Origin of the sequence: Dinghuibacter sp. (assembly GCF_035492835.1) — a bacterium.
GTDB lineage: Bacteria > Bacteroidota > Bacteroidia > Chitinophagales > Chitinophagaceae > Dinghuibacter.
The window spans coordinates 1-22,758 of record NZ_DATJIY010000068.1 but is presented as its reverse complement, the minus strand read 5'-3'; the positions used below and the strand labels follow the sequence as shown (position 1 = coordinate 22,758).

Sequence of the window (22,758 nt, the reverse complement as noted above, 5' to 3'; positions counted from 1 at the left end):
GAGGGGAGGAGATTTGCGTTGAAAAGCTTCAGGATGCGCTTGTATTCGTCGGTCCAGCTGGAGGGTTCGACGAAGCCGTGGTCTTCCATGGGGTAGACCGCCAGCTCCCAATTGTCTTTTCCGAGTTCGATGAGGCGTTGTACGAGGCGCACGTCATCCTGGAAGTGCACGTTCTCGTCCACCATGCCGTGGCATATCAACAGGTGTCCTTGTAGGCCGGAGGCAAAATTGATGGGGGACGAGCGACGGTATGCCAGGCTGTCGTTGAAGGGCTCGTTGAGGATGGCCGCGGTATATCCGTGGTTGTAGTGCGCCCAATCGGTAACGGACCGGAGCGCGGCGCCAGCCTTGAAAACGCGGGGGGCGGTAAACATGGCCATAAGCGTCATGAAACCGCCATAGCTGCCGCCATACAGGCCGATGCGCGCGGAGTCGATCCCTTGTTCCCGGACGAGGTAGCGCGCGGCGTCCACTTCGTCATCCAGGTCCTTGCCTCCCATGTGGCGGTAAATGCCCGTGCGCCAGTCGCGACCATACCCGGCGCTGGCGCGATAGTCGATGTCCAGCACGGTGTATCCCAGGTCCGCGAGCAGATTGTTGAACATATATTCATGGAAATAGCTGGAGCTCCACCCATAATCCACATTTTGTAAGTAGCCGGCGCCGTGCACGAAGATGACGGCGGCGCCATTCTTTTTCCCGGCGGCGGGGTCGTATATACGGGCATAGATATTTTTACCGTCCCGGGCGGGGATGGTAAAGATGCGCGTGTCGCGCCAGGGGTATGCGCTGAATTCGGCGGTCATCGCCTTGTCGGTGACCTTGATGGGGGCTTTACCCGGGGCGTTTTCCTGTACATATAGCTCCCAGGGTTTGTTGATATAGCTGTAACGGTAGGCAATCCAGCGTTGATCGGGGGAAAGCCGTACTTCGTACATACCGGTCATGGAAGTGATCTTTTCGGCTTTCCCGCCGCCCACCGGCAGGCGATACCAATTTTGCTTCCCGGGGTGCTCTTCGTTCGTCAGCAGGTAGAAATATTTCTTGTCCAGACCCAGCACGACCTGTTGGACCTCATAATTCCCGCTCGTCAGCGCGGTGCGGGTGTGGGTATCCATATCGTAAACGTATAAATGCGCATAACCCGTGGCTTCGCTTTCGAAATAGCAGGTGTGGGCGTTTACAAAACCTAAACCGGCGCCGTTGAACCAGCCGATCCCGGGGCCTCCGACCCAGGCCTCGTCGCGTTGGCGGTCCACCGGTTTTAGTACCCCGCGCCCGGGATCGAGTTCCATGATCCACCGGTCCTTGAAATCCTGGGCGCGGATATCGGCCACGACCCTTGTCCCTTCCTCGTTCCATTCGAAATTCATCGATACCGGCCGGGGGCGGCTTCGGCGCGGCCGGTTGGGGTAGTCCTTTACGTAATCCGGTTCATCCGTGATACCGGGAATGCTGTCCGTCTTTATTTCCATCACGGAATCCCGCTGCCGGTCGTAGACAAACCAGGTACTGTGACCCTGTGCTTCCCCGACTTTTGCCCGACCCGGTATATCCGTGGTAAATCCGCTCTCGGTTACATAATTCGGCACTACGGTGGACTTCACGCCCGTGGCGGCTTCGTTCAACCCATAAACGATATACCGTCCATCCGGCGAAAGGACGACGCCGGTGACCCGTTTGTCACCCACGTTGATTGCCTTCAGCGTATCGGTATAGCGTTCCGTCTTCAGATAGGCCGTTCTCGCCTCCCGCTTGTCGTGGCGTTCCTTTACCACTTCCATCAGGTCCAGCTGTTCCCGGTTCAGCCATTGTTCCTGGGGGTTACCGCCCGTTTCCGTCGTATTGCCCCCGCGTCTGAAACCGCCGCCTCGGCCTGCCGGCGCCGCGGGAGCGTTCTCCCCGTGGACGAAGTTGGTGAGTTGAAAAACCGTGCCCTCGCTCCTGTCCCAGGCAAACAGGTTGTCTCCCGACCCATAGACGATCCATGCATCCCCGTGGGCAAAATGCGGGTTGGACTCCCGTTCTTCCGTATGGGTCAGCTGACGGGACCTCCCGGTTTTCAGGTCTTTTAGGAAAATGTCGCCCTCGAACTCGTATACCAGCTCCGACCGGGCATGATTGAGCACGCCCCTGGACTCCGCAAAACGTTGTTCGCCTTCGATATAGGGAACCTTTACGGGTTTTATCCCGTTAATGGGTGTGCCGTAAAGAGAATCATCGGCATCCGCGGTAGGGTTCCAGTCGAAATACAGTTGTTTGCCGTCGCTGGACCAGAATTCCCCGGAAGGTTGAGACCCGATCCATTTGGGGTCCCGCATGATCTTTTCGACGGATAATTGCGCCTTCGCACTGCCAGCGGCCAGAATACCGACGACCAGCAGGGTTAAGCTGGAAGGAATTTTCTTCATGTCTCGTTTTTGTTCACGCTAAATCTAGCTAATCGAGACATAAAATTCTAACCACTTATCCTTTCGCCCCCAGCATACCTCCCCGGCGGCTTGCGGCCGAGTGCGCGAGTTCAAGTGGCCGCAAGGATCTTATCGATGGCCGCGGCCAGCTCGCGGTCTTTTTGGGTAACCTTGTTCCCGGCGCTGTGGGTGTTGAGGGTAAATTCGACGGCATTATACGTATTCGTCCAGGTGGGGTGGTGATCCATCTTCTCGGCGACGAGGGCTACCCGGGTCATAAAGGCGAAGGCCTCGGAAAAATTGGCGAAGGTGTAGGTCCGCCGGAGGCTGTTGTCGGTTTCTTGCCACATAGGTTAAAATATGAGGTGTTGTTTATTTCGGATGGCAGCGGTGGATAGCTCCATGACCATCTGGACGGACGCCAGCCTCCGGATTTCCTGTTGGAGACTTGTCCACTCCGGTTCAGCCACCTCATCGCCCTTGGCCAGCCAGAGGAAATCGAGGTGCTTTAATTCAGGGAGGAGGTATTCACCGTCGAACTGGTTGTTGTAGAGATAATGCCGCAGGGAGCCGATGGGCTCGGCGTATTCGAAGATGGAAAAGAAATAATGCCGGTCCTTTTTACTGAGCTGTATCTCCAGGTCGTTGTTCAACCGGAAATCCAGCCTTAGCGCATGGTTCAATTGCCAGCATAGCTGGTAATCCCGTACCGGCGCTACTATACCTAGCAGACGGGCGTCGTCAAAAAAGTCGGACGCCATCTGGCTTATATCCAGTTTGAACTTCATTTCTTCTCCGTGGGTGTCAACCCGTTGAATACATACCTCACGGCCAGCGCCTCTCCATCGTAGCTGCCGGCGCCGTTTCGGTTCGTGCTAAAGGCCAGAAAGCCGCCTGGTATGTCCAGGGTATCCGCGGGGGATTCTTCGTACCGTACCTTCAGGTATGCGTCCTTTTTACCAAACAGCGATTTCCATTCCTGATGGGGTTTCCAGGCCCTGACGGTTAGCTCGGGAACCGATGGGTCGGGGTTGGCCATACCCTCGACATCGATCACGAAGTCCACCTTGTCCCTTTTCACGTCGGGGTGCCGTACAAAATAGGCTTCCAGTGCCTGTTGTCCTCTTCCGCCGGGGTAGGCGATGACGAGGTAGTTGTGCTTTTTCCAACCCGCATGCTTTACCAGCCGGGTGAGGGCCAGCAGGGCGGCTGCGCCGCTGGTCGTATCATAGGCGGATTCCAGGATCACCGTCCGCGCGGCGCCGTTGTTTACATATCCGGCCAGGTTGTACAGGTCATATTTCCTTTCCTGGGTGGCCACCGTCAGCTCGACGTCCACGTAGGCCGTCTGATCTCTAAATGCTTTGGCGCTCAATTCCTTGGAAATATAGACAACCGGAAGAGCATATATCGTCTTTTTATCTGAACCGTCGAACTTCAACCCATCCGGTATACCGGACGAATTGTACAACAGGAGGGCCGTGGCCCCCTTCTTTTTCGCCTCCAGCGCTTTTGCGACCATATCCAGCTTCCCGGCCTCCAGGTCGTACCGCAGGTCATATATCCAGGGCAGACCCCGCTCATGCAACGATACCCCGGTGCTGCCGGCGGCATGGGCGTCCGGACAACCGACCAGTGGAAAAAAGTCGGTCCCGGGGACCGCCGTTTTACCGTCCAGGCTCAGGGCGCAACGAGACCCGATGACCTTTCCCTCGTCCACGTGCTCGACCTGCGTAAAACCGCCGTTCTCACCACCACCGCTAACACCCGCCCGGGCCAGTTGGTCCGACATATACACCACCGCCGCCGGGGCTTTACCGCCCACGGGGGTATCCGGACCCAAATGGGTCCCGTCCTGGGATAGTTCGGTAGCCAGCTCCCGGTCGGCCCGTTTCAATTTCTGTGCGGAACCTGGGCACGCCAGCAGGCAAACAGCCACGCCTGTAAATAGTCCGGTTTTCATCCTGGGGGATCGTTTCATTGGACCAAGCAATATTTGTGCAAATGTAGAAATTCCTGTTCTCGCAACCCGTAAAGCCCTAATTTCCGATAATTTTGCGCGGTGATCAATATAGCACTCGTCGGAAACCCCAACAGCGGTAAAAGTTCCCTGTTCAACGCCCTCACGGGTTTACAGCAGAAGGTCGGAAACTTTCCGGGAGTGACGGTCGACAAGAAAACGGGGGTCAGTACCATAAGCGATCACCTCACCGTCAGTGTCATAGACCTGCCGGGGACCTATAGTCTCTATCCAAAGCGGGCGGACGAATGGGTCACCTACGAGGTCCTGATGGACCCCGCCGCCAGACCTGACCTTGTCGTCCTTATCGCGGACGCCAGCAACCTGAAAAGAAACCTCCTTTTTTGCTCCCAGATCATAGACCTCAAAATTCCCCTCGTGATCGGCCTGTCGATGATGGACATCGCCCGAAAAAAGGGGATCGAGATCGACATCCCTGGCTTGGAAAGGGAGCTCGGCGTACCCGTGATCCCCATCAACCCCCGGAAGGAAAAGGGCCTCGACAAGCTGAAAAAGGCGATCGAACAAACCGCAAAACACCAATACCGCGCCCCATCCCGTGATTTTATCGCCAACCGGGAGCTCGCGGAGACTTCCGTATCGAAGCTCAAGACCGGAATCCCGGGCATCAGCGACTATACCGCGATCCACTACCTTATCAACCACGCGCACATTCCCCTGCAACCGGAACAACTCAGGGAAATAGAATCCATACGATCGCACGAACGGTTTAACGCCACCAAGGTGCAGGCGGACGAGATCATGCAGCGGTACGCCCGCATCAAGCAGATCATGGCGGGCAATGTCGTCGAGACCGGCCCTTTACAAAAAGCGCTGCTGACCGAACACCTGGACCGTATCCTGCTACACCGGCGGTGGGGATACATCATCCTGCTGGCGGTCCTTTTCCTGTTGTTCCAAAGCATATTCTGGATAGCCCAATACCCGATGGACGCCATCGAATGGTCCTTTGCGCAGCTCACCGGCTGGCTCGGGAGCGTCCTGCCCACCGCGTGGTGGAGCGACCTGCTCCTCAACGGTATACTCGCCGGTCTGAGCGGTATCATGGTCTTCGTGCCCCAGATCATGATCCTCTTCGGTCTCATCACCCTCCTGGAAGATACCGGGTATATGGCCAGGATCAGCTTCCTTACGGACAAGCTCATGCGGAAGGTGGGTATGAATGGGAAAAGCGTGATGCCGCTGATCAGCGGTTTTGCCTGCGCCGTTCCGGCTATCATGAGCACCCGGAACATCGAAAACCGCAAAGAGCGCCTCCTGACTATCCTGGTGACGCCCCTGATGAGCTGTTCAGCCCGTTTGCCGGTGTATACGATATTGATAGCCCTCGTCATCCCGCAGCATTACTACTTCGGCTTCCTGAGCGAGCAAGGCCTGGTCATGATGGCCTTATATCTCCTGGGCGTGGTCTTTGCCCTGACCGTCTCATATGTATTCAAGTGGATCATCAAGATCCAGGAACGTAGCTTCTTCATCCTGGAATTACCCGTTTACCGCGCCCCACGCTGGAAGAACATGTTTATCACCATGTGGGAAAAAGCCCGGGTCTTCCTGAAGGACGCCGGACAGGTCATCATGGTGGTCTCCCTCATCCTCTGGGCCCTCAGCTCCTTTGGTCCCGGTCGTCGTATGCAGGCCATTAAGGCGCAATACGCGGCTCTGGAGCAAAAGGACACCGCACATATCGCCGACTACGAAAGGGTCAAAAAATCGGACCTTCTGGCGGCTTCCTGGGCAGGCCGCCTGGGTAAGACCATCGAACCCACCATCCGGCCGCTGGGTTTCGACTGGAAGATCGGGATCGCCCTGATTACTTCGCTGGCGGCGCGCGAAGTCTTTGTCGGCACGATGGCTACCTTGTACAGCGTAGGTGAAGACAACACCGATGACCAGCTCACCCTGCGGCAAAAAATGGGACAGGCCCGGATGGACAATGGCGCAAAGGTATATACGCTGGCGACGGGGGTTTCCCTGATGATCTTTTACGTATTCGCCATGCAATGCATGAGCACGCTGGCAGTCGTCAAGCGCGAGACGCGCAGCTGGAAGTGGCCGGTTTTCCAGCTGTTCTACATGACAGGGCTGGCTTATGTCATGAGTTTCCTCGCTTTCCATGTATTCCGCTAGACTCGCCAGCCACCCGGGCGAGGCGCTAGCCCCCGATCAAGCCCGCCTTCCGGCTGATATCCAGCATCCGGTCGATGGGCTTCCTGGCTGCCACCCGGAGGGATTCCTCCATGAGGATTTCGGGGAGCCCGTATTCCATACACAGATACACTTTCTCCAGCGTATTCAGCTTCATATGCGGGCAGTCGTTACAGGCGCAGTTATTGGTCGGCGGCGCCGGGATAAACGTCTTCAACGGGGATTCCTTTTGCATCTGGTGCAGGATACCCGTCTCCGTGGCAACGATGTACGCCTGACCTGGATCCTTTTGGGTGAACTTCAGGAGCTGCGTCGTGGAACCGATATAGTCCGCAACCCGTAATACCGCCTCTTCACATTCGGGGTGCGCGATCACCTTGGCCTCCGGATGTCGTATCTTCAGCCGGGTGATCTTTTCCAGGGAGAATATCTCGTGCACCATGCAGGCACCGTCCCAGAGCAACATATCCCGACCCGTTTTTTTCCTCAAATAAGCCCCCAGGTTCTTGTCCGGCGCGAAAATGATCGGCTGGCCTGCGGGTACGCTCTCGATGATCTTTTCCGCGTTGGACGAAGTGCAGATGATATCGCTCAGCGCCTTTATCTCCGCGGTGCAGTTGATGTACGATATCACGACGTGGTCCGGGTGTGCCTGTTTAAACTTCCTGAAGGGTTCCGCCGGCGCCGAATCCGCCAGACTGCAACCAGCCTTCAGGTCCGGCAGCAACACCTTCTTACCCGGGTTGAGGATCTTGGCCGTCTCCGCCATGAAGTGCACTCCTGCAAAGACGATCACATCCGCCTCGGTCTTGGCTGCCGCCTGCGCCAATCCCAGGCTGTCCCCGATATAGTCCGCCACGTCCTGAATATCCGGCTCCTGGTAATAGTGCGCCAGGATGATGGCGTTCTTCTCCCGCTTCAACCGCTCGATCTCCTGGAAGAGATCCTTCTGCGGGTCCAAATCGATGTCAAGGTAGCCAGTCTTTTCCAATTTCCCGCGGGCTTCCGCAAGCGCGAAGTTTTCCATAGTATTATTAATATTTCTTTATTTTTTTAAAAAGAACCTATTATTATTAGTCGTGTGCATTTGTGGATAAACCTGTTTCTCTACTATGCAAAATTAAATCATCACCGGTTATACCCATCAATCCACAGCGAATTAACAACCCCACCCAACGACCCGCCTCGAATCCGCCCGTTTTTACACAACGGGGGAAAAGCCGGGAAGTGAATAAACCTCCCAAATCCGCCCTTGTGTATAAGGCTCCTTTTACTGGGTATAAAAAACGGCTTGTACACCCGACCGGCGGCAACCCGCCGTATACCGGCTTCTTATTATCCAATTATTCACGGGTCGGGCTGTGGAAAACCCGGGTTTATCCACAGGAAAAAGGCGTTATCAACCGGCCGGGGGGGATAAATTTGATATGTTCCACGCGTGGAACCAAATTTGGCGCGGAAGGGGCCTGAGTGGAGCCCCGGGCCCTAATTTTAGGGCATTTTGTGCAAAAAATCCGGCCCCCGGCAGCGACATAACGATTTTTCGTGTAGGTTTGCCCCTCACCAAAAAACGGTGGATACAGTATAATATATGTCAGTCATTCAGAAAATTCGGGATAAATATGCCGGGCCCGCGATTGCTGCGATTGCCGTTGCCATGGTCGGCTTTATCCTGATCGACGCGTTGAGCCAGAAAACCGGTGGAGGCTTATTTTCTAAAAATACGACGACGGTGGGAAAAGTCGACGGGGAAACTATAGAACTGAACCAGTTCGACCGGCGGCTCAAACAGGCGGAGCAGAACTACCAACAACAGGGTATGCAGGTCAACGACGAGCTGCGCGCCCAAATCAACAACCAGCTGTGGAAAACCCTCGTGGATCAGAAGATCCTCCAGGATCAGGTCCAAAAGCTCGGGCTCACCTTTACCGACAAAGAGCTGAACGCGCTCATCCAGAGCCCGAACGCCCCGGAAATTTTCCGTCGCCGTTTTACGGACCCCAAAACGGGTCAATATAATGTCGAGGCGGTAAACCAATATATCCAAACGATCAAGCGCCGCCCTGCCACCGACCAGGAGCGCCTGGGCCTGGAAGATTATTTATATAATGAGGTATCCCAGGAAGCCTTGCGGAACAAATACCTGATCATGCTGGCCGGCGCGGCCTATTATCCCAAGTGGTTGTCGGAGAAAGACAACCAGGACAACAGCGCCCTGGCAAGCGTGTCATATGTGGACGTTCCCTATGCCCTGGTCTCCGACTCGACCGTACCGGTGAGCGACGCCGAGGTGTCGGATTATATCCAGACCCATAAGGCAGAATTCAAAACGGCTGAAGCCGGCAGGAGCATTTCCTATGTCGTTTTTGACGGAGACCCTTCCGCCAAAGACAGCGGAACGGTCTTGTCCCAGCTGATCGACCTGAAAGCAGGTTTTGCCACCACCAAGGACGCGCAGGGTTATATCAACCAGAACGGCTCCAGTATCCAGTTCTATGATGGCTACGTCGCCAAGAGCGCGCTTCAGGTGCCGAACAAGGACTCGATCGAGTCCCTGCCGGAAGGAGGGTTGTTCGGACCCTACCTGGACGGCCACAGCTATGTTATAGCCAAGATGTTGGATAAGAAGGACCAGCCCGATTCGGTCCACGCCAAACACATCCTCATCGCGACCACCGATCCACAGAGCGGCCAGGCGATCCTGGACGACACCACCGCCAAACGTCGTATCGACAGCATCCAGAACCTGATCAACCACGGCGCCAACTTCGACAGCCTGGCCGTCAAGTTGTCCGACGATGCCGGTTCCAAGGAAAAAGGCGGGGACCTGGGTTATTTTACCCAGGGGCAAATGGTTCCTGAGTTCAACAACTTCTGTTTTAGTGGCAAGAAGGGTGATCGGGGTGTCGTAAAGTCGTCCTTTGGTTATCACCTGATCGAAATCGTCGATCAGAAGGCCTTTGAGCCCCACTATAAGGTAGCCTATCTCGGGAAGGAAATCCTGCCCAGCGAGGAAACCACGAACTCCACCAATGCCGCGGCGACCAATTTTGCCGCGGACGCTCAATCGGCGCCCTCTTTCGAGGATGCAGCCCGCAAACACAACGCGGTCGTGCGTTCGGTCACGGTCAAGGAAACGGACTACCAGGTCCAGGGGTTGGGCGAAGCCCGGCGCCTGGTAAAGTGGGCCTTCGACAACAAAAAGGGTAACGTCAGCGACCCCGAAAATATCGGTAACGACGTAGTAGTGGCGCTGATCACCGGTATCCAGGATGCCGGTCTCCCGACGGGGACCTTTGCCCGCACCCTGGTGGAAAACTCGGTCCGCCGCGACAAAAAAGCCAAACAGATCGCCGACAAACTGGGCGCGGTTACGGACCTGAGCGCCGCCGCCGGTAAATACAGCGTGACGGTCGCCCACGCCGACAGCGTCAATTTCGGCGCCTCCTTCGTCCCCAACCTCGGGAACGAGCCCAAGGTCATCGGCGCGGCCTTTAACAAGGCCAACCTGAACAAGGTATCGACAGCCATCAAGGGTACCGCGGGGGTTTACCTGGTACAAACCCTGTCCGTGACCAGCGAGCCCAACCAGAACAACGACTACACCCTTCGCCGCCAGAATATGGAGGGCGTGATGCGCAACGCCATCGGGTACAACGCCCTGGAAGGCTTGCACGACGCGGCGGACATACAGGATAACCGGATTAAATTCTATTAAGCCAATAGACGCTTCGCTTCACCAAAGCTGGCTTAAGAGGGCCGCCCCCAGGGGCGGCCTTTCCTTTTGGAGCCGCGAGACGGGGCCGCCGAGTTTGCCCGCGGAGGCGTAACTTTGCATCATGTCGGACGTCATTGTCAACAAAGTCACGGAAAGCGGCCTGATCTCCCTGGACCTCCAGGACTTCCTGCCGTCCGTGGAGCGGGTAGCTGTTTTTGACCTGAAGGAACACCTTTTCATGGGGTTGATACTCAAGGAAAAGGACTTCCGGGTGGCGCTTCAGGGGTTGGATTGGAGCGTCTTTACCGGGAAGGACGTGGCCGTCTTTTGCTCGGCGGATGCAATTATCCCGGCCTGGGCCTATATGCTGGTGGCATCCTACCTGGAACCCGTTGCGGTATCGGTTTTCCTGGGAAATGAGGCGGCGTTGCGGCAACACCTGTTGCTAGACGCCATCGACGACATCAACCCGGAGGATTACCTGGATAAACGCGTCGTCATAAAGGGCTGCGGGGACGCAGCTATCCCGCCGGATGCGTATCTCCGGATCACGATGAAACTGCGGCCGGTAGCCAAAAGCATTATGTACGGGGAGCCCTGCAGCACGGTGCCGGTATTCAAACGGAAATAAGCCGGTGGGCGGCTTCCTGGAGCGTACTTTCCTTTTTTGCAAAGCAAAACCGGACCACCTTGTCATCCCTGCCGTCCTGGTAAAAGACGGACACCGGTATAACCGCGACGCCGTATTCCCTGGTGAGACGGATGGCGAAATCGGTATCCTTCTCCTGGCTGAAATGGCCATAGCTTCCCAGTACGAAATAACTCCCTTTACTGTCTAGCCAGCGGAATCGGGAATCACGCATACGCTCCAGAAAAAAATCGCGTTTGCGCTGGTAGAAGGCTGGCAGATCCAGGTAGGCTTCCGTTTTTTCTAAATAATTCGCGAGGCCCACCTGGGCCGGGGTGTTCGTACTAAAGCAATTGAACTGGTGGACCTTCCGGAATTCGGTGGTGAACGCCGGCGGTGCGATGCAATAGCCGATCTTCCAGCCGGTACAGTGATAGGCTTTTCCAAAGGAAAAACAGGCGAAGGCCCGCTCCCGGAGCGCGGGAAAACCAAGGATGCTGGGATGACGATAGCCGTCGAAGGTGATGTGCTCGTATACCTCGTCGCTCATAATCAGTATATCAGTCCCTTCCACCAGCGCTTCGAGCGCCCGGAAATCGCTTTCTTTCCAGACGGTACCGGTGGGGTTGTGCGGGGTGTTGAGGAGGATCATCCGGGTACGCGGCGTGAGCGCGGCTTTTACGCGATCCCAGTCGATGGAATAGTCTGGGAAGGAAAGCGGCACCAGCACGGGCGTGGCGCCGTTGACTACTATATTCGGTATATAGCTGTCGTAGGCGGGCTCGAACGCGATGACTTCATCCCCGGGTCGGAGCACGCAGGTCAGCGCCGTATAAATGGCGTATGTCGCTCCGGGGGTAACGGTTATCTCGGTCTGAGGATCGACGGCCGCGCCATAGCAGCCCGACACCTTTTCCGCTATGCGCTCCCTGAGCAACGGGTAACCGTTCATATGGGTGTACTGATTGGCGCCGTCGGTCATCGCCCGGTGTACCTCCCCGATCAACCCGGGGTCCATCGAAAAATCCGGGAAGCCCTGGGAAAGGTTGATGGCCTTGTGTTCGAGGGCCAGGGAACTCATCACGGTAAAGATGGTCGTTCCAACGGCCGGCAACTTACTGTCGATCGGGTGCATGGGGCAAAATTAGGAAAGCCCTTCGAGCGCGCCGCGCACGGCCCCCAGCATCTCCGGAATTTCTTCCTTTATACAGGTGCCGACGCTCAGCCGGTACCAGGGCGCGTCCTTTGCGCCAAAGGCGGAGAAGGGCACCACGGCGAGCCCCGCCGCGTCGAGGATATAGGCGGTTACGTCTTCCTGGGTGGCGAGGACCTTTCCCGCCGGCGTGCGTTTTCCTTTCAGGTTGAAACAGATCGTCAGATAGATCGCCGCCTGAGGCGCCACCGCGTCCACGGCATACCCCTGGTTCTTTAGCTCCATAAAGCCGTCGAAGATGCGGGTCAGCCGCTCTTCCAGCTCTGCCTTGAAGTGACGCAGGTAGCGGTCGATGGCTTCGGTCTGCAGGAGATAGCCCGCGGTCGCGCGCTGTTCGGCCATGGGCGCCCAGGCGCCCATGTGGGATAGGATCGCCTTCATCTTGGCAATGACCGGGGCGGGTCCGAATGCCCAGCCCACGCGGAGCCCGGTAGAGGCAAATACCTTGCTGATGCCGTCGATGAATATAGTGCAGTTCTTTAATTCCGGTCGGAGGGAGACGGGGTTGTAGTGCTCGGTCTTGCCATAGGTAAGTGTCCAGTACATTTGGTCGTACAGAAGAAAAAGCTGTTTGCGGTCGGGTCCCCGCCGGGCGTTTTCCTCGGCTACGTCGTCACAGATGGCCTGGAGCTCCGCCTTTGAAAAGGTAGTGCCCGTCGGATTCTGGGGGGAACAAAGGGCCAGCAGGGTCGCGTCCTTCAGGTAGGGGCGGATCTGCGCGGCCGTGGGCATGAATTGTTGCTCGGGGGTGGTGTCGATCTTTACGTGCTCGCCCTCCACGAAGTGCACATAGTGGTTGTTGTTCCAGGAAGGGACCGCATAGATCACCTTTTCACCCTTGTCCACGATCGAACGGTAGAGCGCGTAGATCAGCGGTCTTCCGCCCGACGCGATCAGGATTTCAGCAGGGCCGTAGTGGATGCCTTCACGCTGGCCGATAAATTTACCCACCGATTCACGGAGCTCGAGGATGCCTTCCGCCGGCGGATAGTTGGTGTAGCCTTCGCGATAAGCATCGATGACCCCGCGTTCGAGCTCTTGCGGGATAGGAAAGATTTTCGAATCGAAGTCGCCAATAGTGAAATTGTAGATTTTGCTGCCCTGACGGATCTTGTCCTTGATCTCGTTACCCAGGCGTACGATTTCGGAACCGATGAGGCTTTCGGCCAGATGTGAAAGTTGCATGGGGTCAAAGATAGGAAAGGCTAACGGTTATTCGTGTTTTCCCCCCACGCGTTTATAAGTTTTAAAAGGCTATTGCTAAAAACTTTATAAATTGACGCCGAAACCTGTTAAATTATCCAAACTGAACAAACGCTATGAAGTTTATAGTTTCCTCTTCGGCCTTATTAAAGCACTTACAGCAGATTAGCGGCGTCATCAACGCCAACACGGTGCTGCCCATCCTGGAGGACTTTCTTTTCGATATTCATAAAAATAAGCTCACCGTTATCGCTACCGACCTCGAAACCGTGATGAAGGTCGAATTGGATATAGAGGCAAAGGATAGTGGTAAAGTTTGTATTCCTGCAAAGATTTTGATGGATTCGTTGAAGAATATTCCGGATCAGCCGCTGACTTTTACGATTGAGAAAAATTTTGCGATAGAGATCACCAGCGACAACGGGAAGTACAAGGTGATGGGCGAAAACCCGGATAACTTCCCCAAGGAGCCCGCCGCGGACGACGCCACCGCCTTTACGATGACCAGCTCCGCCCTGGTGACGGCCATCAATAAGACGCTGTTTTCGGTGTCCAACGACGACCTGAGGCCCGCCATGACCGGGGTCTACTTCGAGCTCGGTAAGGACAGCGTGAATTTCGTGGCGACCGACGCCCACAGGCTGGTGCGCTATCAGCGCAAGGAAGTGAAAGCGGGAAAGGCCGACAACTTCATCGTTCCCAAAAAGCCGCTCAACCTTTTGAAGAGCGCGCTCCCCGACAATGACGACGAGCTGAAAATCGCGTATAACGGGAACCACCTTTTTGTTTCGCACGGGACCACGCAGCTGGTGTGCCGGTTGATCGACGCCCGTTTCCCGGACTACAAAGTCGTCATCCCCGTGGACAATCCCTATACCATGTCGGTCAGCCGTTCCGACTTCCAGAACGCCCTAAGACGAGTGAGCGTGTTCAGTAACAAGAGCACCAACCAGGTAGTCCTGAGCATTACCGGAAGCGAATTGCAACTGGCGTCGCAGGACGTGGATTTCAGCTTCGAAGGGAACGAGCGGATGCGCTGCCGGTATGAAGGCGAAGACATGCAGATCGCTTTCAACGCCAAGTTCCTGATCGAAATGCTCAACGCCACCGATTCGGATGAGGTTAAAATGGAACTCTCCACCCCGACCAAGGCCGGGATCATAAAACCCGCGGACCAGGACGCCGACGAGGATCAACTCATGCTGGTCATGCCGCTGATGTTGAATAACTAGAGGTGGTCATTCTGAGGACATACAATAATTATCTTTCGGCAAACCTGGACCTCAGCCGGTTGAAGGACGCCGGCATCCACGCTTTTTTGCGGGATGAGGCGATTTCGACGCTTATCGCCGCGGGTGTCAACGGGATCAAGCTGGTCGTACCGGAAACCGAGGCGCACACGGCGTCGGCGATGCTGGGGATTATGGAGGACGAACGCAAGGAGTTATAGCGTTTTTTCGTATCTTATCGGAAACGATTCACGCTTGTTGTCCGACTGGTCTCAATACTGGGCGCACATACCCTCGTCTCATCGCACGCTCATCCTGGTGTCAGGGTTGTTGTTCTTCTGGCTGCTGGAGGGGCCGCTGCCGCTTACGCGGGCGCCGTACCGCCGTCTGCCGCATACGGGGGTGAACCTGTTCTTTACGTTGACGACGGTGGTGATCAATTTTGCCTTTGCCTTTCTCATCGTCCGCACCTGTACCTGGTCGGAGGCGCACCACTTCGGTTTGCTTTACCTGGTCCGCATGCCGTCCTGGTTGTTCTGGCTCCTGGGTCTTCTGCTCCTGGACCTGATTTCCGCCTGGCTGGTCCACTGGATCGAACACCAGGTCCGGTGGCTCTGGCAGCTTCACCTCGTGCACCACCTCGACAGACACGTGGACACTACCACCGCCAACCGCCACCACCCCGGCGAGAGCGTAGTCCGGGCTTTATTTACCTTGCTGGCGGTGGCCGTAACGGGGGCGCCCATATGGGTGCTGATGTTGTACCAAAGCCTGTCGGTGCTTTTTGCGCAGTTCAACCACGCCAACATCCGCCTGCCGGATCGCCTGGACCGAGCCCTGAGCTGGGTATTGGTCTCGCCGGATATGCACAAGGTCCACCACCACTACCGGCAGCCGTTTACCGACAGCAACTACGGGAACATATTTTCCATGTGGGATCGTCTTTTCGGAACCTTCCGGAGTTTGCCGCCCTCGGGGTTGACGTATGGGCTAGATACGCACATGGAGGAAAGCGATACCGTCGGTAATTTGCTGGCGGCGCCGTTCCGTAAGTACCGCCCGCGGCCGTAGCGACGCGCCGTACCGCCGGCAGCCTTAACTTTGTCAGCAAAAACTTCTCCATGCGAACAGCGGCGCTCATCCCGGCCCGGTACGCGGCCACCCGTTTTCCCGCCAAACTGATGCAAACTCTGGGGTCCAAAACCGTGATCCGGCATACGTATGACAATACCGTGGCCACGGGTCTTTTTGACGAAGTCGTCGTGGTGACCGACAGTCCGGTGATCTTCGACGAGATAACCCGGCATGGAGGTGTGGCGAAGATGAGTAAGCGCGAGCACGAAAGCGGGAGCGACCGGATCGCCGAGGCCGTGGAGGATATGGAGGTGGACGTGGTGTTGAATGTGCAGGGGGATACACCGTTCGTGAAACGGGAGCCGTTGGAGAAATTGCTCGCGGTGTTCGGCGGCGCCGAAGGCGCCGCGGTTCAGGTGGCGTCGCTGATGCAGGAGCTCAGGGACAAAGCCCTCATTGCCGACGAGAATTATGTAAAGGTGGCGGTGGACCTGAAGGGCAACAGCCTCTTTTTTTCCAGGAGCATCATCCCTTTCCCGCGCAACAAAGAGCTCGCGATAACGTACTACGAGCACATCGGCGTCTACGCTTTTCGTAAACAGGCCCTCCTCGATTTCACCCGCTGGCCGGTGACGCCGCTGGAGAACGCGGAGAAGGTGGAGTGCTTGCGGTACCTGGAGCACGGCGTGCCGCTGAGGATGGTGGTGGTAGACTATATGGGGGTGGAGATCGATACCCCGGAGGACCTGGAACGAGCGGCGAAAATCCTTTAGCCGCAGGGGCGCTTTAAGAGCAAAAAACGTATGATATGGAACAATGGCTATGGGGCATAGACCTGGGCGGTACGAAGGTGGAAGGTGTGATCATGCCGGCGCAGGGGGATCCCAAACCCCTGGTCCGGACGCGGATCGCTACGGAAACGAGCCGTGGGTACGACCACGTAATCGACCGGATCAGGGAATTGGTGGAAAAAATGAAGGCCGGGTCAGGCCTGACGCCGGCCTCGATCGGCTTTGGCACCCCGGGTGAATTAGACCCGATCCTGGGGACCATGAAGAACGCGAATTCGGTGGTGCTGAACGGCCGGCCTTTGCAAAAAGACCTGGAGGCTGCGCTGGGTGTACCCTGCGTCCTTGCCAACGACGCCAACTGTTTTGCCCTGGCGGAAACCCATTGGGGCGTGGTGCGGGACCGTTACCCCGATGCGCGCGTCGTCTTTGGGGTCATCATGGGTACCGGCGTAGGCGGCGGCATCGTGCTGGACGGCCGCGCGTGGAACGGCCGGCACGGCATAGCCGGGGAATGGGGCCACAACTTCCTTGACGACTCCGGGGGGACTTGTTATTGTGGTAAAACGGGATGTGTGGAAACCGTCCTCTCCGGCCCCGGGCTCGAGCGGTTTTATCTTTCGCGTTCCGGGCGGCCCGCGCGCCTCCCCGAGATCGTGTCTTCCGGCGATCCGGTGGCCGTGGAGACGCTCGATCGCCTGTATCATTTCTTTGGTAAGGCGCTTTCCGTAGTGACCAACCTGCTCGACCCGGACGTGATCGTCGTCGGGGGTGGGGTAGGGAACATCCCGGGTCTTTACACCGAAGGGGTGAAGTCCCTGGCCGCGCACATTTTTAATAACCGGTTGGACGTCCCCGTGGTACCGCCCTCGCTTGGAGATAGTGCGGGGGTATTTGGGGCGGCAGCCTTAAATTTGCGCCATGCAATTCCGTAATTTCAAGATGGTCGGTTATGTCGTATACGGCCGTGGTTGTTTTGACCAGCTGGACGAGATATTGGCGCCCCGGCGTAAGGGCGACGCCCCCATGGTTTTTTTGCTGGACCAATATTTTGACGGCAAGCCCCTGGCCGGGCGGATACCCTTGAGGGGAAAAGACCGGCTCGTGCTGGCGGACGTAACCTACGAACCGAAGACGACCCAGGTCGACAAGCTGGCGCAGGAGCTAAAGGACGCCTATGGGACAGTCAGCGGGGTTATCGGTATCGGCGGCGGTTCCACGATGGACCTGGCTAAGGCGGTGGCCCTGATGATGAACAACCCGGGCTCTTCGGCCGACTACCAGGGCTGGGACCTTGTCAAGAATCCAGGCGTGTACAAGGCGGGAATCCCCACGCTGAGCGGGACGGGGGCGGAAGTGAGCCGGACGACGGTGCTCACGGGTCCAACCCGTAAGCTGGGGATGAACTCGGACTTCACGCCCTTCGACCAGATCGTGCTGGATCCGACCCTGACCGAAAACGCGCCGGTAAACCAGCGTTTTTACACCGGGATGGACTGCTACATCCATTGTATCGAAAGCCTGACAGGCACCTACCTCAACGAATTCAGCAAATCCTACGGGGAAAAGGCGCTCGCCTTATGCCAGGAGGTTTTCCTGCACAAGGACCATTGGGACGAGCACAGCGACGACCAGCTCATGATGGCTTCCTATGCCGGTGGGATGAGTATCGCCTATTCCCAGGTGGGTGTCGCGCACGCGGTGAGCTATGGCTTGTCTTATTTGCTGGGCACCAAACACGGGATCGGCAACTGTATCGTGTTCAACCACCTCGAAGAATTCTACCCCGAGGGCGTCGCGGAGTTCAAACAAATGGTGGCCAGGAACGGAATCCACATCCCCGAGGGGATCTGTAAGGGCCTGACCGACGAACAATTCGACACCATGATCAACGTTTCGCTGGGAATGAAACCGTTGTGGGAGAATGCGTTGGGAAAAGATTGGGAAAAACAGATGACCCGCCAGCGGCTCCGGGCGCTATATGAAAAGCTGTAAATCGCTATATTAGGGAAACTAAACTTCGCTATTTTATGAAGAAGACTCTGATGTCAGCGATTGCGCTATTGTTCTGCATTTGCTTTGCTTCCGCACAAACGACCGCACCAGCTACGGCTAAAAAGCCAAAGACGACTGCCACCACCACGAAACCCGCCACCACGGCCACGACCGCAAAACCTGCCGCGGGTCCCACCAAAAAGGACGGCACGCCCGACATGCGGTATAAAGCCAATAAGCAGGCAGCTGCGCCCGCCGGACCCACCAAAAAGGACGGCACGCCGGATATGCGATACAAGGCCAATAAGCAGGCTGCCGCGGCGAAGCCCGCCGCCACCGCGAAGCCCAAAGGGAATTAAATTTTACGTCACCGCGGGACCGGTCCCGCGGTGACGTTCTTATTCTACGAAATTGGGATCCATCCAAAGGCTCAGGAACTTGATCTTCGCGGTTTTGTCCTTGATTTCCGATTTTGCCGCTACCAGCTCCAGGAACGCTTTGATAGCCGTTTTGCCCGAGGGCACGGGGTAGCTATTGAGCCGTTTGACCAAGAATTGGCAAACCCTGCCATGGCCGATTTTAAACATCAGGTGGTCGAATTGACCGCTCTGCTCACCCAGCTTCCCGGGTCCCAGCTTCCCGTCCAATTTCCTTAGTTGTGTCATGGAAACCTTTTGGGTAAGTCCGGGAACTATGATCTTTACGATTTCGGATTTGGTCTCGCCACCGCTGCTTTTGTTGAGGTAGTAATAGTCGGCGATATTGGCTGGTTTCTGCTTATTGACGGGGCGGGGAACAGCCTGCTTACCGCTGAAGGTCTCTATATTGTTGCCGCCATAGCTCAAAAGCTGGTCTTCGATGTTTGATATGCCAAAGGCGCTGTGGCTTTCCTGGGAGGCGGGAAAATAGTCGTCCTCCTCTACATCGTGTGGCACGACGTCTTGGATAGCGTCTTTGTCCTCTTGTATGTTGTAGGCATATCCGCCCTTCAAGGCCCTGGTGATCTGGGTGGATTTTGCCGTGGGTTCGGTTGTCGCCTGGGCGTGTCCTTCCCAATCCACTGGTACAAAATTGTCGAACGTGAGCAATTCGTCGTCCTTGTGTCCATCACCCAGGATGCATTTGTACTGCTCTTCGTCGATCACACCGGCTTCGAACAGGTCCTTGATGCTGCGCTGGTAATTGTCCGATGCATACCGGAGGGTTACCTTGGCGGTAACCTCCTCCCCGAATTTCCCGGAATAGTGTCTTCCCGGGACCCGGAATCCTTCTTGAACGATCTCTTCGAAGAGCCGCCAGGATAGTTGGTTGAACTTGTTGTGTTGCGGCGCCAGATTCCCGTGTATGTCGGCTTCGTTGCCAAAGAACTGGTGTCCGATAAGGTGCCCGCCGTCATAGGTTTGGACGCGCTTACGGCCGAAGATGGCGCGCTCCTGCGAGCCGACATAGCCATATTGGTCGATGAGCTTCGCCCGCTTCTCGCCGCCTTGTACCTTGTCGATGTATGCATAGGCGCTGTTGGGGCGGAACATCGCGGACTCGGTTTCTTTACTGGCGGTTTTTGGCGAGTCGTCGTTCCCGATCCTGAACCCGTAGTTCAGACTCTTCTTGGATAAAATGGGATTCAATGTATTTTCCAGGGTGATCCCCGCGGGTGTTTTGAAGGCGCCGTCGCCGACGTGGAGTTCGTGTCGCAGCTGTACGGGCTGGGTTGCTGATAAGCGGACTGCCTGACGGGAGACTCCTTTTGAGGAGACGTTTCCCGCTGCTGAACGGTTTGTCCGTTCGGCCGGCCTATCATAGGTTTTTTTGGTGGGCATGTATAAATATAATAAAACCCGGCAGCACTTCCTACCGGTGCAGCGGGATGTCGATACCCTTGAGCTTGCGGTATAATTCCGTAGCATAGAGATCGGTCATCCCCGAGATGTAGTCCAATGCACAACGAACTTTTTGGTAGGGCGAGGAGGACTCGCCCATATCCAGGAACTGATCCGGTATAAGCCGGATCATTTTTTTGTCCCTGGCGTCCGGGACGGTCTTTAGCAGCGGGGGGACAAAGGCGTCGAGGAGCGCGCTCATGACATGATAGCCCGCGATCTCGATCTGGATGACGGACTCGTGGTTATAGATCCGGTCCACGGACAGGGCTTCTATGGCGTCCAGGGCGTGGAAGGCCTTATTGATGGTTTTTATGAGGGTGCTGTTGAAGGCCCCGTTCAGGATTTTGTCGCGATTTTCGATGAATACATCGGCGGCCTGCAGGGTCAGCGTATTGATACACCGTGCACGCAGGTAGGCGATCTTCTCGTTGGCGTCGCCGATGCCCGCTACGGTTTTTCCAACCCTATCCATATTGTCCGTGGGCCGGCCGATGCTGCGCATCAGGTTCATGAGGAGCTCCTGCGCCTCGCCTTTTTCAAGGATACCCAACCGGTGGGCGTCTTCGACGTCGATCACCTGGTAGCAGATGTCGTCGGCGGCCTCCGTCAGGTACACAAAGGGGTGGCGGAAAAACGCCTGCGGCGAAGCCGCGCGGGTCTGGGCGGGCGTCGCGCCGTTGTCGCGGATCATGTGCAGGGCCCCGGCCACCTCCAGGAAGTTTTCCTGTTCGCTCTGGAAAAACCCGTATTTCTTGCGGTGGGCGCTGCTCCCGACCGCGGTGGCGTCGCAGGGATATTTAAGGATAGAGGCCAGGGTAGTGTAGGTAAGTCCGAAGCCGCCCGGCAATTTGCCCTTGAACGTGTGTGTGAGTATGCGGAAGGCGTTGGCGTTTCCCTCGAAATTGATGAGGTCGGCCCACTCCCCCGGGGAGAAGAAGCTTTGTATCGCTTTGTGTTCTATGAACCAGGCCGACAGCGCCTTTTCCCCGGAGTGACCAAATGCGGGGTTGCCGATGTCGTGCGCCAGGCAGGCGGCGGCGATGACGTTGGATAGTTCGTAGCGGTAGAATTCGCCGGCCCCTGCATTTGCTTCGGCCGCGTCACCATTTTTGGCGTGTCCAAGATCGTTATCGGCGATGTACGACCCCACGATTTTCCCGAGCGAACGCCCGACGCTGGCCACCTCCAGTGAATGTGTTAGCCTGTTGTGCACGAAGGTGCTCCCCGGGAGGGGGAAGACCTGGGTTTTATTTTGAAGCCGACGGAAGGCAGACGAAAAGATCAACCGGTCAAAATCGCGTTGGAAGCCAGACCGAACCTCTTCCTTCAGTTTTTCCCTACCTACCCTATTAATGGAGAAAATGTCCTCCCAGCGCGCGTTTTGGGACATGCAAACGTTTACATTAAAATAAATAATATCTATTAAAAATCCCGTTAGTTAGTAAAATTGAAAAAAAGCTGTATATTTGTCCTGGGATTCATCATAGTTCTTTAACAGTTTCGTTGCGGTTTATTCCGGAATACCCCCGAAATTTGCTGCCGTAAATGTACTTGAAAGTACGTCTCCCAGTTCTTCTTTTATTGCTTGCCCCACGATTCGCTTGTTCCTAGCTGGTTGCTTGTACATTAAGATTTTTTTTAAACCAAAATGTACAAAAAAATGAAAAAGCCAATTATGAACAACACGCTGCGCGCGGCAGCCACCTTGTTCCTTTCCGGTCTCTTCTTTTTGCACGCCGGTGCCACCAAGGCACAGTCCCACAAGGACAAGGCCGATGCAGTAAACCCCGTTAACGTAACCTACATCGGTTCCCAGGACGGCAACTACATCTTCGATGTCGCCTTCGACAACAACGCCGGAGACACCTATTATGTAGCCGTAGTCGACGACGCCGGTAACACGCTCTACAAAGGCCTGTACACCGACAAAAAGTTCGATAAGAAGTTCAAGCTGCCCCCCGGTGAAGAAATCAACTCGGTTTCCTTCGTCATCCGCAACCTGAAGAGCAACAGCTCTTACACGTATGCCGTAGCCGCCCAACAGCGCTCTGTCGAAGAAGTCTCCGTAAAGCGGACGAATTAATCTAACGATTGCTCCCGAAGGCTGAGCGCCCCTTCCGGATATCCTCCCGGAGGCCTCCCTTCCCATTCACATCTCGATTGTATCTGCCCTCTATGCAGTAGTGTGTCACACGCTTGTCTGTCGGCACACTGGACCCGGCCTCTCGGCTGCTTCGTCCATATATTTTCACCAATCGATAAAGGTCTCGCCTTAACCCGGCGGGGCCTTTCTTATTTGGCCAAATTCCCGGCCTCCGCCTCCCGCCTTCCCCGCCAACCGCGCCTTCAGCTGCCCCTTCTGCACCTGGCGCCCCCGTTTCCTCCCGCGTTCCGCCCTAAGCGTGTAGGCCTCCGGCTGTGGGGTGGGAT

20 protein-coding genes are annotated in these 22,758 nt (G+C 56.2%); 11 read left to right on the top strand and 9 right to left on the bottom strand.

The genetic code is table 11. From position 1 onward, the window contains the following. The 4 genes from VL547_RS06765 to VL547_RS06750 all read right to left on the bottom strand — a co-directional run. A partial coding sequence (locus tag VL547_RS06765) for a S9 family peptidase (protein ID WP_325576576.1) occupies nt 1–2,411 on the bottom strand: 2,411 nt, incomplete at its 3' end. A gap of 110 nt (nt 2,412–2,521) precedes the next feature. Further along, nucleotides 2,522–2,761 (bottom strand): 4a-hydroxytetrahydrobiopterin dehydratase, encoded by a 240-nt coding sequence (locus VL547_RS06760; protein ID WP_325576574.1) that lies wholly within the window; start codon nt 2,759–2,761, stop codon nt 2,522–2,524. 3 nt (nt 2,762–2,764) lie between these two features. After that, nucleotides 2,765–3,199, bottom strand: coding sequence for an IPExxxVDY family protein (locus VL547_RS06755; protein WP_325576572.1), 435 nt, complete (start codon nt 3,197–3,199; stop codon nt 2,765–2,767). Then, nucleotides 3,196–4,374, bottom strand: a complete 1,179-nt coding sequence (locus VL547_RS06750) for a hypothetical protein (RefSeq protein ID WP_325576570.1) — start codon at nt 4,372–4,374, stop codon at nt 3,196–3,198. Before VL547_RS06750 ends, VL547_RS06755 begins: the two co-directional genes overlap by 4 nt. A 99-nt stretch (nt 4,375–4,473) precedes the next feature. On the opposite strand from VL547_RS06750, the gene feoB reads away from it, so the two are divergent. Next, the gene (gene feoB / locus VL547_RS06745) at nt 4,474–6,579 is read left to right on the top strand and encodes a ferrous iron transport protein B (RefSeq protein ID WP_325576568.1); all 2,106 of its coding nucleotides are present in this window, start codon (nt 4,474–4,476) and stop codon (nt 6,577–6,579) included. A 25-nt stretch (nt 6,580–6,604) separates the two neighbouring features. Here the strand turns inward: feoB and nadA are convergent, their stop codons facing one another. Continuing rightward, the gene (gene nadA, locus VL547_RS06740; RefSeq protein ID WP_325576566.1) at nt 6,605–7,624 is read right to left on the bottom strand and encodes a quinolinate synthase NadA; all 1,020 of its coding nucleotides are present in this window, start codon (nt 7,622–7,624) and stop codon (nt 6,605–6,607) included. Nucleotides 7,625–8,188: 564 nt separating this feature from the next. On the opposite strand from nadA, the gene VL547_RS06735 reads away from it, so the two are divergent. Then, nucleotides 8,189–10,315 (top strand): peptidylprolyl isomerase, encoded by a 2,127-nt coding sequence (locus VL547_RS06735; protein WP_325576564.1) that lies wholly within the window; start codon nt 8,189–8,191, stop codon nt 10,313–10,315. A gap of 121 nt (nt 10,316–10,436) precedes the next feature. Then, a complete protein-coding gene (locus VL547_RS06730) occupies nt 10,437–10,946 on the top strand; it encodes a DUF2480 family protein (protein WP_325576562.1) in 510 nt (169 codons plus the stop codon). Here VL547_RS06730 and VL547_RS06725 read toward each other — a convergent pair. Beyond that, on the bottom strand, nt 10,933–12,078 hold the full coding sequence (locus tag VL547_RS06725) for a methionine aminotransferase (RefSeq protein WP_325576560.1): 1,146 nt from the start codon (nt 12,076–12,078) through the stop codon (nt 10,933–10,935). The two genes, VL547_RS06730 and VL547_RS06725, sit on opposite strands and share 14 nt — an antisense overlap. A gap of 9 nt (nt 12,079–12,087) precedes the next feature. Continuing rightward, on the bottom strand, nt 12,088–13,341 hold the full coding sequence (locus VL547_RS06720; RefSeq protein ID WP_325576558.1) for a pyridoxal phosphate-dependent aminotransferase: 1,254 nt from the start codon (nt 13,339–13,341) through the stop codon (nt 12,088–12,090). A 134-nt stretch (nt 13,342–13,475) separates the two neighbouring features. Here VL547_RS06720 and dnaN point away from each other — a divergent pair, with 134 nt between their 5' ends. Genes dnaN through VL547_RS06685 form a run of 7 tightly spaced genes read left to right on the top strand, consistent with a single transcriptional unit; the run spans nt 13,476 to nt 18,804 of the window. Continuing rightward, nucleotides 13,476–14,591, top strand: coding sequence for a DNA polymerase III subunit beta (gene dnaN, locus VL547_RS06715; protein ID WP_325576556.1), 1,116 nt, complete (start codon nt 13,476–13,478; stop codon nt 14,589–14,591). Nucleotides 14,592–14,593: 2 nt separating this feature from the next. Further along, a complete protein-coding gene (locus VL547_RS06710; protein ID WP_325576554.1) occupies nt 14,594–14,809 on the top strand; it encodes a putative signal transducing protein in 216 nt (71 codons plus the stop codon). 37 nt (nt 14,810–14,846) lie between these two features. Beyond that, the gene (locus VL547_RS06705) at nt 14,847–15,659 is read left to right on the top strand and encodes a sterol desaturase family protein (RefSeq protein WP_325576549.1); all 813 of its coding nucleotides are present in this window, start codon (nt 14,847–14,849) and stop codon (nt 15,657–15,659) included. 50 nt (nt 15,660–15,709) lie between these two features. Then, entirely contained in the window at nt 15,710–16,435 is a 726-nt protein-coding gene (locus VL547_RS06700) for a 3-deoxy-manno-octulosonate cytidylyltransferase (protein ID WP_325576547.1), read from the top strand. A gap of 35 nt (nt 16,436–16,470) precedes the next feature. After that, nucleotides 16,471–17,385, top strand: a complete 915-nt coding sequence (locus VL547_RS06695; protein WP_325576545.1) for an ROK family protein — start codon at nt 16,471–16,473, stop codon at nt 17,383–17,385. Further along, nucleotides 17,372–18,445, top strand: coding sequence for an iron-containing alcohol dehydrogenase family protein (locus VL547_RS06690; protein WP_325576543.1), 1,074 nt, complete (start codon nt 17,372–17,374; stop codon nt 18,443–18,445). The genes VL547_RS06695 and VL547_RS06690 overlap by 14 nt, the downstream gene beginning before the upstream one ends. Before the next feature lie 35 nt (nt 18,446–18,480). Beyond that, the gene (locus VL547_RS06685; RefSeq protein WP_325576541.1) at nt 18,481–18,804 is read left to right on the top strand and encodes a hypothetical protein; all 324 of its coding nucleotides are present in this window, start codon (nt 18,481–18,483) and stop codon (nt 18,802–18,804) included. 39 nt (nt 18,805–18,843) lie between these two features. Here the strand turns inward: VL547_RS06685 and VL547_RS06680 are convergent, their stop codons facing one another. Both VL547_RS06680 and dgt read right to left on the bottom strand, forming a co-directional pair. Continuing rightward, on the bottom strand, nt 18,844–20,265 hold the full coding sequence (locus tag VL547_RS06680) for a DNA/RNA non-specific endonuclease (protein ID WP_325576539.1): 1,422 nt from the start codon (nt 20,263–20,265) through the stop codon (nt 18,844–18,846). A 31-nt stretch (nt 20,266–20,296) separates the two neighbouring features. Continuing rightward, nucleotides 20,297–21,718: a dGTP triphosphohydrolase gene (gene dgt, locus VL547_RS06675; protein ID WP_325576537.1), complete on the bottom strand. Its 1,422-nt coding sequence runs from the start codon at nt 21,716–21,718 to the stop codon at nt 20,297–20,299. Between the two features lie 270 nt (nt 21,719–21,988). Between dgt and VL547_RS06670 the strand changes: the two genes are divergently transcribed. Further along, the gene (locus VL547_RS06670; RefSeq protein WP_325576535.1) at nt 21,989–22,411 is read left to right on the top strand and encodes a hypothetical protein; all 423 of its coding nucleotides are present in this window, start codon (nt 21,989–21,991) and stop codon (nt 22,409–22,411) included. Nucleotides 22,412–22,758 lie beyond the last annotated feature (347 nt).